General features: G+C 68.6%; 13 protein-coding genes and 4 pseudogenes. 9 read left to right on the top strand and 8 right to left on the bottom strand.

Going from position 1 to position 12,960, the window contains the following annotated elements:
• Nucleotides 1-33 precede the first annotated feature (33 nt).
• Nucleotides 34-318, top strand: coding sequence for a molybdopterin-binding domain-containing protein (locus tag A5779_RS33120; RefSeq protein ID WP_413784930.1), 285 nt, complete (start codon nucleotides 34-36; stop codon nucleotides 316-318).
• On the opposite strand, the gene moaC is transcribed toward A5779_RS33120, so the two are convergent.
• Both moaC and A5779_RS21925 read right to left on the bottom strand, forming a co-directional pair.
• Nucleotides 248-733 carry a cyclic pyranopterin monophosphate synthase MoaC gene (moaC, locus tag A5779_RS21920; protein WP_082941792.1) on the bottom strand — a complete coding sequence of 162 codons (486 nt, stop codon included), beginning with the start codon at nucleotides 731-733 and terminating at the stop codon, nucleotides 248-250. The two genes, A5779_RS33120 and moaC, sit on opposite strands and share 71 nt — an antisense overlap.
• Nucleotides 734-735: 2 nt before the next feature.
• Nucleotides 736-933 (bottom strand): hypothetical protein, encoded by a 198-nt coding sequence (locus A5779_RS21925; RefSeq protein ID WP_055117555.1) that lies wholly within the window; start codon nucleotides 931-933, stop codon nucleotides 736-738.
• Between the two features lie 109 nt (nucleotides 934-1,042).
• Between A5779_RS21925 and A5779_RS21930 the strand changes: the two genes are divergently transcribed.
• From A5779_RS21930 to A5779_RS21945, 4 genes and pseudogenes are all read left to right on the top strand, one after another.
• Entirely contained in the window at nucleotides 1,043-3,301 is a 2,259-nt protein-coding gene (locus A5779_RS21930; protein WP_064885591.1) for a helicase-associated domain-containing protein, read from the top strand.
• A 53-nt stretch (nucleotides 3,302-3,354) separates the two neighbouring features.
• Nucleotides 3,355-4,769 (top strand): annotated as a pseudogene (locus tag A5779_RS21935) (alpha/beta hydrolase).
• A 93-nt stretch (nucleotides 4,770-4,862) separates the two neighbouring features.
• Complete coding sequence (locus tag A5779_RS21940) at nucleotides 4,863-6,512, top strand: DNA repair helicase XPB (RefSeq protein ID WP_064885593.1); 1,650 nt, start codon at nucleotides 4,863-4,865, stop codon at nucleotides 6,510-6,512.
• Nucleotides 6,509-6,856, top strand: coding sequence for a VOC family protein (locus A5779_RS21945; RefSeq protein WP_064885595.1), 348 nt, complete (start codon nucleotides 6,509-6,511; stop codon nucleotides 6,854-6,856). Before A5779_RS21940 ends, A5779_RS21945 begins: the two co-directional genes overlap by 4 nt.
• Before the next feature lies 1 nt (nucleotide 6,857).
• On the opposite strand, the gene A5779_RS21950 is transcribed toward A5779_RS21945, so the two are convergent.
• Nucleotides 6,858-7,202, bottom strand: coding sequence for a cupin domain-containing protein (locus A5779_RS21950; RefSeq protein ID WP_064885597.1), 345 nt, complete (start codon nucleotides 7,200-7,202; stop codon nucleotides 6,858-6,860).
• 211 nt (nucleotides 7,203-7,413) lie between these two features.
• Nucleotides 7,414-7,800, bottom strand: coding sequence for a hypothetical protein (locus A5779_RS21955; RefSeq protein ID WP_131811676.1), 387 nt, complete (start codon nucleotides 7,798-7,800; stop codon nucleotides 7,414-7,416).
• A gap of 204 nt (nucleotides 7,801-8,004) precedes the next feature.
• On the opposite strand from A5779_RS21955, the pseudogene A5779_RS21960 reads away from it, so the two are divergent.
• A pseudogene (locus A5779_RS21960) lies at nucleotides 8,005-9,042 on the top strand (YbfB/YjiJ family MFS transporter); the annotation flags it as partial.
• Between the two features lie 39 nt (nucleotides 9,043-9,081).
• On the opposite strand, the gene A5779_RS34605 reads toward A5779_RS21960, so the two are convergent.
• Entirely contained in the window at nucleotides 9,082-10,014 is a 933-nt protein-coding gene (locus A5779_RS34605) for a LysR family transcriptional regulator (RefSeq protein ID WP_082941793.1), read from the bottom strand.
• Nucleotides 10,015-10,131: 117 nt separating this feature from the next.
• On the opposite strand from A5779_RS34605, the gene A5779_RS21970 reads away from it, so the two are divergent.
• Both A5779_RS21970 and A5779_RS21975 read left to right on the top strand, forming a co-directional pair.
• Nucleotides 10,132-10,845 carry an SDR family NAD(P)-dependent oxidoreductase gene (locus A5779_RS21970; protein ID WP_064885605.1) on the top strand — a complete coding sequence of 238 codons (714 nt, stop codon included), beginning with the start codon at nucleotides 10,132-10,134 and terminating at the stop codon, nucleotides 10,843-10,845.
• The gene (locus A5779_RS21975; protein ID WP_236734846.1) at nucleotides 10,832-11,206 is read left to right on the top strand and encodes a YybH family protein; all 375 of its coding nucleotides are present in this window, start codon (nucleotides 10,832-10,834) and stop codon (nucleotides 11,204-11,206) included. The genes A5779_RS21970 and A5779_RS21975 overlap by 14 nt, the downstream gene beginning before the upstream one ends.
• On the opposite strand, the gene A5779_RS21980 is transcribed toward A5779_RS21975, so the two are convergent.
• Nucleotides 11,187-12,176 carry an LLM class F420-dependent oxidoreductase gene (locus tag A5779_RS21980; RefSeq protein ID WP_064885609.1) on the bottom strand — a complete coding sequence of 330 codons (990 nt, stop codon included), beginning with the start codon at nucleotides 12,174-12,176 and terminating at the stop codon, nucleotides 11,187-11,189. The genes A5779_RS21975 and A5779_RS21980 overlap by 20 nt on opposite strands.
• A gap of 148 nt (nucleotides 12,177-12,324) precedes the next feature.
• Here A5779_RS21980 and A5779_RS21985 point away from each other — a divergent pair.
• Nucleotides 12,325-12,579 (top strand): annotated as a pseudogene (locus tag A5779_RS21985) (pyridoxamine 5'-phosphate oxidase family protein); the annotation flags it as partial.
• On the opposite strand, the pseudogene A5779_RS34610 reads toward A5779_RS21985, so the two are convergent.
• Nucleotides 12,579-12,662, bottom strand: a pseudogene (locus A5779_RS34610) (SAM-dependent methyltransferase); the annotation flags it as partial. The pseudogenes A5779_RS21985 and A5779_RS34610 overlap by 1 nt on opposite strands.
• Nucleotides 12,663-12,666: 4 nt before the next feature.
• Nucleotides 12,667-12,960, bottom strand: a 294-nt coding sequence (locus A5779_RS21990) for a pyridoxamine 5'-phosphate oxidase family protein (protein ID WP_236734847.1), incomplete at its 5' end; no start/stop codon positions are given.

A 12,960-nucleotide genomic window follows, 5' to 3' on the forward strand; every position in this document is an offset into this window, starting at 1 on the left:
GGTGCTGCGCAAAGAAGGCGGTAAAACGGGAGTATGGGAAAGCCCGTCGGAAAAAACTCAGCGGTGACGCGGTCGGCGCGGGTCATCATCGCCTCCACCCGTGCCGCGGCAGGGGTCTACGACGACCGGACCGGCCCCCTCATCGTCGGCTGGCTCTCCGATCGCGGTTATGACGTCACCGAGCAGATGGTGGTCGCCGACGGGCACGCGGTCGGCGATGCCCTGCGCGCCGCGCTGGCCGACCGCGTCACCGCTGAGTTTTTTCCGACGGGCTTTCCCATACTCCCGTTTTACCGCCTTCTTTGCGCAGCACCTTGATGTCGTCGATGCGCGCCGCGGGGTCGACGGCCTTGATCATGTCGTACAGCGTCAGTGCGGCCACGCTCACCGCGGTCAGGGCTTCCATCTCGACGCCGGTGCGGTCAGTGCTGCGCACGGTCGCCGTGACGGTGACCTCGGCGTCGCGGGCGTCGAAGTCCACGTCGACGCCGGTCAGCGCCAGCTGATGGCACAGCGGAATCAACTCGGGAGTCCGCTTGGCGGCCAGGATCCCGGCCACGCGAGCCGTGGCCAGCGCGTCACCCTTGGGCAGGCCGCCCGAGGCGATGAGAGCCACCACATCGGGGCGGGTACGCACGGTGCCCACGGCGACCGCGATGCGTTTGGTGACGTCCTTGGCCGTGACGTCGACCATGTGCGCCGCGCCGGACTCGTCGAGGTGCGACAGTCCCACTACTACCTGTTGACGACGGTGGCCGACTGGATGAAGGGCAGCTCCTCGGCCGGCAACGGAAAGGTGAGGTCGCCGAACGGGGACAGCGCGCCGGTGCGGTCGGTGGCGAGCTCACTCACGGCGTGATCATCGCCGTCGGAGAGCACGGGCCAGCCGTTGTCGACGTAATGGTTCTTCTTGTTGTCAGCCACGCTCCACATTGTGGCAGGCTCGTTCACCGGAGGCGAGACCGGCGGGCCGGGGGTCCCTCCCGCTTGCAGGGGAGAGCCGGGAGAGGGATCGCGCGGGCTGCTTTACGCTGGTCAGGATATGACCGCCGCACAGACTCCCGGATTCCCGCTGGGTGCCTGGCTGTCCGACCTCGATGACAAGGCCCTGATCCGCCTCCTGGAGCTGCGGCCCGACCTGAGCCAGCCGCCACCGGGAACTATCGCCGCGCTCGCCGCGCGCGCGACCTCACGTCAGTCGGTCAAGGCTGCCACCGATTCCCTGGACTTCCGGCGGCTGGCCATCCTGGATGCGCTGCTGGTCCTGCACGCCGACACCCACGCGGTGCCGGTGTCGCAGCTGGGCGAACTGTTGGGCGACCGGGTCGGTGCGAACGAGCTTGCCGACGCGCTGGACGATCTGCGCGAGCGGGCCCTGGTGTGGGGCGAGGCCGAGGTCCGGGTGGCGCCCGAGGTGGCCGCGGGCCTGCCCTGGGTTGTCGGTCAGGCCACCGTCGAGGTGGCCGCGCGCAGTGCCGAGGAGATCACCGGCCTGCTCGACGGGCTCGACGACGCGCAGAACGATCTGCTGGCCCGGTTGTTGGAGGGTTCGCCCGTGGGCCGCACCCGCGACGCGGCGCCGGACACTCCGCCGGACCGGCCGGTGCCGCGGCTGCTGGAAGCCGGGCTGCTGCGCCGGATCGACGACGACACGGTGATCCTGCCGCGGTTGGTCAGCCAGGTGATGCGGGGCGAGGCTCCCGGCCCGGTCGAGTTGACCACGCCGGTGCTTCAGACGTCGTCGACGACACCGGCCGACGTGGACGCGGCGGCTGCCGGAGCGGCGATCGACCTGCTGCGCGAGATCGATCTGATCATCGAAACTCTCGGCAGCACACCGGTTCCCCAGTTGCGCAACGGCGGCCTCGGGGTGCGTGACGTGAAACGGTTGGCCAAGACCACCGGCGTCGAGGAACCCCGGTTGGGACTGCTGCTGGAACTGGCCGCCGGGGCGGGGCTGATCGCGGCCGGGATGCCCGAACCGGACCCGGGTGACGGGACCGGGCCGTACTGGGCGCCGACGGTGGCCGCCGACCGGTTCGTCGAATCCACCACCGCCACCCGCTGGCACCTGTTGGCCTCGACCTGGCTGGACCTGCCGGCCCGGCCCGCTCTGATCGGCAGCCGCGGGCCGGACAACAAACCGTTTGCCGCACTGTCGGATTCGCTGTATTCGACGGCGGCTCCCCTCGACCGCAGGCTGCTGCTGCGCGTGTTGGCCGAGCTGGCTCCGGGCGCCGGGGTCGACGGTGCGGAGGCCGCCCGGGCGATGGTCTGGCGGCGGCCACGCTGGGCGCTGCGGCTGCAACCGGACACCGTCAGCGGGTTGCTCGCCGAGGCGCACGCGCTGGGCATGGTGGGCCGCGGGGCGATCAGCACCCCGGCCCGCGGTCTGCTCGCCGGCGATCCCGACGAGGACGTGCTGGCCGCGATGGCCAAGGCACTGCCCAAACCGCTCGACCACTTCCTGCTGCAGGCCGACCTGACGGTGATCGTGCCCGGTCCGCTGGAGCGGGATCTGGCCGAGCACCTGGCCGAGGTGGCCACCGTCGAATCGGCGGGCGCGGCGATGGTCTACCGGATCAGCGAAACGTCGATCCGGCGCGCCCTCGATGCCGGGCGGACCGCCAGCGAGCTGCACACCCTGTTCGAGAAGCACTCGAAAACTCCGGTGCCGCAAGGGTTGACATATCTGATCGACGACGTCGCCCGCCGGCACGGCCAGCTGCGGGTCGGCATGGCCACGTCGTTCCTGCGATGTGAGGATCCGGCCCTGCTGGCTCAGGCGGTGGCCTCACCGGGTGCCGACCGCCTCGAGCTGCGGCTGCTGGCGCCGACCGTGGCGGTGTCCCAGGCACCCATCGCCGACGTACTGACAGTGTTGCGCGAGGCCGGATTCGCCCCGGCCGCCGAGGATTCCACCGGCACCGTCGTCGACATCAAGGCCCGCGGCGCACGCGTCGTCGCACCGTCCCGGCGCCGCGTCTACCGGCCGTCCACTCCGCCGACCGCCCAGACCCTGGGTGCGATCGTCGCGGTGCTGCGCAAGGTGGCTGCCGGTCCGTTCGCCAGCGTGCGCCTCGATCCGGCGATGGCCATCACCCAGTTGCAGGAGGCCGCGATCAACCAGACCTCCGTGGTGATCGGCTACGTCGACCCGGCCGGGGTGGCCACCCAGCGGGTGGTGTCCCCCGTCAATGTGCGCGGCGGCCAGTTGACCGCGTTCGATCCGGCCGCCGGACGGGTCCGCGAGTTCGCCATCCACCGCGTCACGTCGGTGGTGTCGGCCGACTCCGACTAGCCACGACACAGCGTGCTCACAGAGCGGTTCACCAATATGGCGGTGTGACAACGATGTTGACGGCAGCGGATCAGGTACCCCCGGCCTACCGGGGAGTGTCGCTGCTGCACGGTTGGCTGCCCCCGACATTGCGGGCGTGGCATTGATCGTGGCGATCGGCTGGCGCACCCGGCGCTGGCGCCTGATCTGGCTGCCGTGCGCGATCGCGGTCGGCCTCGGCCTGACGGCATGGGCCCGCTGGTTCGTCCATTCGCAGGGTCTCGCGGGCGATCCCGCACCGGCGGCGTTGTGGATCTGGATCGGGCTGACCGGATTGGCCGTGGCCGTGCTGGCCCTGGGTTGGCGCGGCAGTCGCTGGCGCCGGCGGGCCGCCTCGGTGGCAGCGGTTCCGTTGTGCCTGCTCAGCGTGGGAGTCGCGGTCAACCTCTGGGTCGGCTACTTCCCCACGGTCACCACCCTGTGGAACGAGGTGACGGCCGGCCCGCTACCGGGTGAGACCGACCTCGCCACCGCTCTCGACCAGCGTCAGCGCGGTGAGATTCCGTCCCAGGGCGAGTTGGTGTCCGTCACGATTCGCGCCGACGAGTCCGGCTTCAAGCACCGCGACGAACTCGTGTACCTACCGCCGGCCTGGTTCGCGCCATCGGCGCCCGCGCTTCCCGTGGTGATGATGATCGCCGGCGAGTTCAACACCCCGGCCGATTGGGCGCGCAGCGGCAACGCGATCGCCACCATCGATGCTTTCGCCGCCGAGCACGTCGGCAACACCCCGGTGTTCGTCTTCGTCGACGTCGGCGGCTCCTTCAACAACGACACCGAATGCGTCAACGGCCCGCGCGGGAATGTCGCCGACCATCTCACCAAGGATGTACCGCCGTATCTGACCAGTACCTTCGGCGTGCGCGACACCGGCTGGGGTGTGGTCGGCTGGTCGATGGGCGGGACCTGCGCGGTGGACCTGACCGTGATGCATCCGGAGTTGTTCAGTTCGTTCGTCGACATCGCCGGGGACACCGGCCCGAACGCGGGGACCAGGGAGCAGACCATCGCGCGTCTGTACGGCGGGGACGCCGCAGCCTGGGCCACCTACGACCCGGCCACCGTGATCGACAAACACGGCAGATACCAGGGCGTGTCCGGCTGGTTCGTGATCTCCTCGGACGCCCCGGTCAAACACGGGGCGCACCCGGCCAATCCCGATGCGGTGGGCCTCGGCGGGCAGGACGCCGGGGGCAACCCCGGCGATCAGACCGAGGCCGCGCACACCCTGTGCGACCTGGGCCGCAGCCACGGCATCACCTGCGCGATCACGGCGCTGCCGGGCAAACATGACTGGCCGTTCGCCGAACAGGTGTTGAGCACCACGCTGCCCTGGCTGGCCGGTGCGGTCGGTACCCCGGGAGTGCCGCAGCGGCCGCTCCCGGCCGGTGGCGCACCGCCGCCGGCACCGACGGCCGCCCCGCGCTGACCCCGCGCTGAATGCGCGTGTCGGCCGATTCGGGATAATGGGATCCGATGAATTCTCCCGCGATGCGCGCGATGAGTGGATGGGATCCCGCGAATGACTGACGGCCCACTGATCGTGCAGTCCGACAAGACGGTGCTGCTCGAGGTCGACCACGAGCAGGCCGGGGCGGCCCGCGCCGCCATCGCACCGTTCGCCGAACTGGAACGCGCCCCCGAGCACGTGCACACCTACCGCATCACCCCGCTGGCGTTGTGGAATGCCCGCGCGGCCGGCCACGACGCCGAGCAGGTGGTGGATGCACTGGTCAGCTTCTCGCGCTACCCGGTACCGCAGCCGCTGCTGGTCGACATCGTCGACACCATGGGCCGCTACGGGCGGCTGCAGCTGATCAAACACCCGGCGCACGGATTGACGCTCGTCAGCCTCGACCGTGCCGTGCTCGCCGAGGTGCTGCGCAACAAGAAGATCGCCCCGATGCTGGGCGCGCGCATCGACGACGACACCGTGATCGTGCACAACAGCGAGCGCGGCCGGGTCAAGCAGATGCTGCTGAAGATCGGCTGGCCGGCCGAGGACCTGGCCGGTTACGTCGACGGCGAGGCCCATCCGATCGAACTGGCCCAGGATGGCTGGGCGCTGCGCGACTACCAGGAGATGGCCGCCGACTCGTTCTGGGCGGGCGGCTCCGGCGTGGTCGTGCTGCCCTGCGGAGCCGGTAAAACGCTAGTCGGGGCGGCCGCGATGGCCAAGGCCGGCGCGACGACGCTGATCCTGGTCACCAACACGGTGGCCGGGCGGCAGTGGAAACGCGAGCTGGTGGCCCGCACCTCGCTGACCGAGGACGAGATCGGCGAGTACTCGGGTGAGAAGAAGGAGATCCGGCCGGTCACGATCGCGACGTACCAGGTGATCACCCGCCGCACCAAGGGCGAATACAAGCACCTGGAGATCTTCGACACCCGCGACTGGGGCCTGATCATCTACGACGAGGTGCATCTGCTGCCGGCACCGGTGTTCCGCATGACGGCCGACCTGCAGTCCCGGCGGCGGCTGGGCCTGACCGCGACGCTGATCCGCGAGGACGGCCGCGAAGGCGATGTGTTCTCGCTGATCGGGCCCAAGCGCTACGACGCACCGTGGAAGGACATCGAGGCCCAGGGCTGGATCGCCCCCGCCGAGTGCATCGAGGTGCGGGTGACGATGACCGACAACGAGCGGATGCTCTACGCCACCGCCGAACCCGAGGAGCGCTACAAGCTGTGCTCGACGGTGCACACCAAGATCGCGGTGGTGAAGTCCATCCTGGAGCGCCACCCCGGCGAGCCGACCCTGGTGATCGGCGCCTACCTGGATCAGCTGGAGGAACTGGGCGAGGAACTGAATGCACCGGTGATCCAGGGGTCCACGAAGAACGCCGAGCGCGAGGCCCTGTTCGACGCGTTCCGCCGCGGCGAGATCTCCACGCTGGTGGTCAGCAAGGTGGCGAACTTCTCCATCGACCTACCGGAAGCATCTGTCGCCGTTCAGGTTTCAGGGACTTTCGGCTCCCGCCAGGAAGAGGCGCAGCGGTTGGGCCGATTGCTGAGGCCCAAGGCCAACGGCGGCGGTGCGGTGTTCTACTCCGTGGTGTCACGCGATTCGTTGGACGCGGAGTACGCCGCCCACCGCCAGCGCTTCCTGGCCGAGCAGGGCTACGGCTACGTCATCAAGGACGCCGACGACCTGCTGGGGCCGGCGATATGACGGTGTCGCGGGTGATGCCGGTGCTCACGGTGTCCGACCTCGCCGCGACCGCCGCCGCATACACCCAGACCCTCGGGCTGACCGAGGTGATGAACCACGGCTGGATCGTCACCCTGGCCGACGCCGAACTCCGTCACCAGGTGAGTCTGATGACCAAAGACGCGACGGCGCCGGTCAACCCGTCCGCCTCCATCGAGGTCGACGACGTCGACGCGGCGTATGCCGCCGCGGTCGAGGCCGGCTTGGAAATCGTGCATCCTCTCAGCGACGAGGAGTGGGGTGTACGGCGGTTCTTCTTCGCCGATCAGTCGGGCAACGTGGTCAATGTGCTGAGCCACCGCTGAGTCAGGTGTGCGGCCCCATCGCCTTGACGACGGTGAGCAGCACCACCGAATCGGTGAGCGCATGCAGGCTGTGGCGGGTACGCGGGATCACGATGTGATCGCCGGGCGATCCTTCCCAGCTGGCGTCGGAATTGGCCAGCTTCACCCGGCCCTCGATAACCTGCAGCGTGGCTTCACCGGGGCTCTCGTGCTCGTCGAGCCCGGTACCCTCGGTCATCGCGATCAGGGTCTGGCGCAGCTGGTGTTCATGCCCGCCGTAGACGGTGTGGGCACTGCGTCCACTGTTGGCCGTGCGGGCTGAGGCCAACTGCTGACGGGCAATCGCGGTGAGCGAGATCTTCTCCATACCCAGAATCGTGCCACTTCCGGCAGCCCCGTAGGCGTGGGGTCGCGATATGTGTTCGAACGCGATTCAGGCCGGTGCGGGCAGCACTTTGTCGGTGAGCAGTTCGACGGACTTCCATGCCGTCGACGCCCGGCGCCGCCGGCAAGATCGTCGTGACATTCGACCGACCCCGCCGACGGCGCCGGAACGTCCTGAGCGCACCCGCGGAATTTCAAATCACGCGGAGTGAATCTCCCTCGTAACCGAACCGGCACCGGAGTTGGACGAGCAACCGCTCGGCCTCGGCGATGCGCGCGTGCAGACGAAGCAACGCTTCCGGCACCGGCGCGTCAGCCACCCGGCTGCGTTCCCGAAGCCGCCGCCACCGCTGTTCGGTCGCGGCGAGAAGGTCCCGCAGCTCGGCGATTTCGCCGATCAGAATGTCCTCGAACAGGCGCGATTGGGCAACGTCAGCGCTGTGCACGGGCCGGGAACAGTCAATCGGGGCGGCCGCGCGGGAAGCCGTGCGCGGCAAGGGGTTGAGCACCGTGGCCAGGTCGGCCCCGACTGTTGGGGCGGATACGCTTCCGCTCCCGAACTCCCGTGATATCAGCGTCACGTGGGGATCATGGAGCACATCGCGGTGCCAATCCACCGCACGTTTCACCCGACATACCTTTTGCGGCCATCTGCCAGTCACGCGATGTACGTTTGACGACCTTTCCGCGCGGGCCATGTCGATACCTGCGGTGGGAGCCTGGACCTCCCAGCTGTAAGACAACTGGACGTGGCAGGGCCGGCCACCGCCGCAGACCATGGGGCAATGCCAAAAGCCCCCTGGTTGCACGTCGCCCGTACGGCCGCTGTGCTGGCCGCCGCGATGGGGATCGGACGTTTCGTCTACACCCCGATCCTGCCGTTGATGACCGCGCAGGCCGGACTCAGTCCCCAGTCTGCCGGACATCTGGCTACCGCCAACTACATCGGCTATCTGCTGGGCGCGGTGGCCGGAGCGTTCTCGCCCCGGCTGTCCCGTTCGATGTCGGCGTGCCGGGTCTCGCTCATCGTGTTGGTGGTCAGCCTGGCAGCAATGCCATTGACCGGCAATGCCTTCGGTTGGATGGCGCTGCGCCTGGCCGCCGGGGTGGCCAGCGCCCTGGTGTTCGTCATCGCCGTCAACACGGTGCTGGACCATCTGCACGGGCACCCTGCCCATCTGCCGGGCTGGGCGTTCGGCGGAGTCGGCGTCGGTATCGCCCTGTCCGCCGGCCTGGTGTTCGGCCTACCGGCCCGGGCGGGATGGCAGGGCGCGTGGTGGTTGGCCGCCGGTTGCACCGCGGCGTTGAGCGTGGCCGCCTGGTTCATGCGTCCGGCTACCACCCCGAGCGAGGTGAAAGCCCATGCCGACCAACGCAAGACCACGCGGCGCCCCTTCGCCCTGCTCTTCGGCAGCTACACCCTCGAAGGCATCGGCTACATCATCGCCGGCACCTTCCTGGTGGCTGCCATCGCACAGAACTCGCCGGGCCGGCTCGGTATCGGCGCGTGGCTGGTGGTCGGATTGGCGGCGATTCCCTCTGCCGCACTGTGGGCACGGCTGAGCTCCCGCTACTCCCATCCGGTGCTGCTCACCGGGGCGCTGCTGTTACAGGCCGGGGGAATCGGGCTGGCCTGCACCGGAAGCGGCGTCGCGGCCGTCCTCGGTGCCGTTCTGTTCGGCGGGACCTTCATCGGTATCAGCACCCTGGCCCTGGCGGCCGGGCGGCAGCTCCAGTTCCCAGGCGCAGTGGCGCTGCTGACCGCGGGTTACTCCGTCGGCCAGATCATCGGGCCGGTCGCGGTTTCCCCATTCGTGCACAACGGTTTTCGGATCGCGCTGGCGGTCGGAGCGCTGGTGGTGCTACTCGCCGCGATCGCCGCGCTGGCGATACGGGTCGTCGGCGGGCAGCCACGTTCCGTCCTCGCGGACGCCGAGATCACCGACGCCGCGCGTGAACGCCTCGACAACCGCGCGCACGGACGCACTGTCCTCATCGCGACGCCAGACCAATGACCACGTCCACAACGGCACCGGGGCCAGCACCGGACGCCGGACCAGGCCCTTGGGCAGCGCCGCGTCCTGCCCCTTGGGATTGTTGAGAACCGGACGCCGCAGTTCACGGACATGCTCGAAGAACGTCGGCCCGGTAACGCCGCCGTCGTCGGTCCGCATGACGCGTGCCCCCGTCTCGGCGGCGAACTGCTCGCCGTACCGGTTCCACGAGGACCAGCTGGTGTCGTCGGCATCCACCAGGACCAACACGTCGGCGGCGTTCACCGGCGTCTCGTCGGCTCCCGCGGACAGGGCATAGAGCCGGTCGACACCCATCAACCGGGCATCGAGCCCCAAGGCCGTGAGATCGGAGTTCTGCACCCAACAGATCGCCAGGTCCAAGGTGCCGTCGGCCACCCGCGCGGCCTGGGCGTGCGACGGCATCACCCAGGTGTCCACCCGCAACTGCGCCACCCCGGCGGCTCGCTCGGCCAAATCTGTGGGGCGCCAGTTGACGTACCCGATCCGCACCGGCTCTGACACCGCCAAACCTTGTGCCTGCCTGCGCAGTTCGTCGGCCTGGTGAATCAGGTCCCGCGCCCCGGGTAACAGTGCGGCACCCGCTTGAGTCAGCGCAACCGAGCGCCGGTCACGGTCGAACAGCTGCACCTTGAGGTCGCGTTCCAGCGCCTTGATCTGCTGGGACAACGACGGCCCGGCGATACGCAGCCGCTCGGCGGCGCGGCCGAAGTTCAGCTCCTCCGCGACGGCGACGAAGTACCGCAACTGGCGCAGTTCCACCGTCGCAGCCTATTAGGCAGAACCTCTCAGCAACGAGCCATCCCGTCACATCGGACGGACATCGCCACGTACCGCGGCCGCGTTGAGCGGTACATCGGACCAGAAAGGACCACCCCAATGAGCACCACACCGCACGTCGCAGTCATCACCGGCGCCTCGCAGGGCATCGGCGAAGCCCTGGTGGCGGGTTACCGCAAGCTCGGTTACGCCGTCGTCGCCAACTCCCGGACGATCGGCGAGAGCGACGATCCGATGGTGCTGGCGGTCGCCGGCGACATCGGGCAGCCCGGTGTCGGTCAGCGGGTGATCGACGCCGCCGTGCAGCGATTCGGCCGGGTCGACACGATCGTCAACAACGCCGGCATCTTCATCGCCAAACCGTTCACCGAGTACACCGACGCCGATTACGACGCCGTCACCGGCGTGAATCAGCGTGGATTCTTCGAACTCACCCGAGCCGGGATCAAGGCCTTCGAGTCGCACGGCGAGGGCGGCCATGTCGTCACCATCTCGACAAGCCTGGTCGACCACGCCAATTCGCAGGTGCCGTCGGCACTCGCGTCGCTGACCAAGGGCGGGCTGAACGCCGCGACCAGAGCACTGGCAATTGAATACGGGTCACGCGGGATCCGCGCCAACGCGGTGGCATTGGGCACCATCCGCACACCCATGCATTCGCCGGAGACACACGAGTTCCTCGACGCGCTACACCCGATCGGCCACATGGGTGATATCGACGATGTCGTGCAAGCGGTGCTGTACCTGGAGCAGGCCGGATTCGTCACCGGGGAGATCCTGCACGTCGATGGAGGTCAAAGTGCCGGGCATTGAGAACACCGAGCAGATCCTGCGCGAGGTACTCGACGAGTGGCGGGCCGGAATCGCCACGCACGATCCGCGACGGGTGGCCGCGAAGTTCACCGAAGACGCGATCTTTCAGGGCCTGCACCCGCACAGCGTCGGACGCCAGGGGGTAATCGACTACTACGAATCCCAGCCGGCCGGGCTTACGGTGGCCTACTCGTTTCACGAGACCCGTAGGCCCGCCGACGATGTGGCGCTCGGCTACCTGCGCGCAGACTTCACCCGGCACGACGGCACGGTGATCCCGCTGAATCTCAGCGTGCTGGTGACCGGCGGCGAGGCAGGCTGGCGCATTGCGTTCTATCAGGTCAGCCCAGCGCAGGGATGACCTCACGCTCGAACAACTCGATACCGGACCGGTCGTACGCGGCCTCGGGGAAGTACAGGATGGCGTACTCACACCCGAGGTCGCGCAGCCGCTTGAGCTTCTCGATGACCTGTTCGGGTGTGCCGCTTGCCGATTCGGGTGCGGTGACGTTGGCCAGCATCGCGTCGACGGCAGCCTCCCCGGCCACCGGGACCTGCCGAGCCCGCAGCCGCGCGACGCGTTCGGCGACGTCGGCCTCAGATTCGCCGATGACGGCGTTGAAGTTGGCCGATCGCACGATCGCGGCGTAGTCGGTGCCGACGTCGCGGCAGTGCCCGGCGAGTACCTCGGACTTGTGCGCGAATCCTTCGGGTTCGGAGGTGAAGTTGGTGTACTGCGCATACTTGGCCGCGATGCGCAGCGTGACCTTCTCCCCGCCGCCGGCGATCCACATCGGAATGCCGTTGTCCTGCAGTGGCTTCGGGGCCACAATGGCCCCGTCGACCTGATAGTGCTTGCCGTCGAAGCTGACCCGCCCGTCCCGCCAGGCGTCGCGCATGATCTGCACGCCTTCGTCGAGCCGGCCCAGCCGCACCCCTGCTGACGGGAACCCGTAGCCGTACGCGCGCCACTCGTGCTCGTACCAGCCGCCACCGATACCCATCTGCACCCGGCCACCCGAGATGATGTCCGTGGTGGCGGCGACCTTCGCCAGGTAGGCGGGGTTGCGGTACGACATCGCGGTGCACATCTGGCCGAGTTTGATGCGCGACGTCGTCGCCGCGTACGCAGCCATCAGCGACCAGGCCTCATGGGTGGCCTCGTCGGTCGGCACCGGAACAGTGTGGAAGTGGTCGTAGACCCACAGTGAGTCCCACACGCCCGCGTCGGCGTGAGCGGCCAGGTCACGCATCACCGACCAGTGGTTTTCGGTGGGAATGTCGACCAGGTCGAGACGCCAGCCCTGCGGGATGAAGAGTCCAAAGCGCATGGACCCCGACTTTACGACGCCGGGCGCCCAGTGGCCAGATGTCGCACACAATTTGGCCGTGGCCGCGCAAAAACTGGCCATTCGACATCCGCCATCAGCTGAAACCGTTGTCGGGCAAGTTTTTTCAAAGTCGGTCTAGGCTGTAAACATGCCCCTTTCCAAGGAAGAACGCGAGCAGTTTCTGGCCGAACCGCACATCGCCGCCCTGTCGGTGTACGCAGGAGACAAGCGCGGTCCGCTGACCGTCCCGATCTGGTATCAGTACACCCCCGGCGGGCAGCCATGGTTGCTGACCGGTACCGGGTCCCGCAAGCACCGGCTGATCGAGGCAGCCGGCCATCTGAGCCTGATGGTCGAGCGGCTCGAGCCGACGGTGCGCTATGTGGCCGTCGACGGCGCCATCAGGCTATGCGCCAACGGGTGGCCGTCCCAGGGGGTGAACCCCACCCGGTACAGCCACCGGAACAAGCGTTGACGCGAACTCACCGAGCTAGAGCGAACCCAGGTCGGAGGACAGCCAGTGCTCGGGCTTGAGGAACACTGCCACGCTGTCGCCCTGCTCGCGGCGGGCGAATTCCAGATACGGCTCCACCTTCTCCGGGGCCAAATAGCGCTTGGTCATCTCGACGAGTTGCTCGTCGGTGCCGGGTTCGATGCGGTCGACGGCGCCGGCGCCGGCCCCATAGCGCACCGGCGGCGCGCGCCGCGCGCCCCTCGGGCGCGGGTGGCGGGCTGCCGCGCTGCGCCCGGGGGTGGGGGCCCCGCGGCCGGGGCGCCACCCCGG

The sequence above is a fragment of the Mycolicibacterium peregrinum genome (assembly GCF_001665625.1).
Lineage (GTDB): Bacteria > Actinomycetota > Actinomycetes > Mycobacteriales > Mycobacteriaceae > Mycobacterium > Mycobacterium peregrinum_B.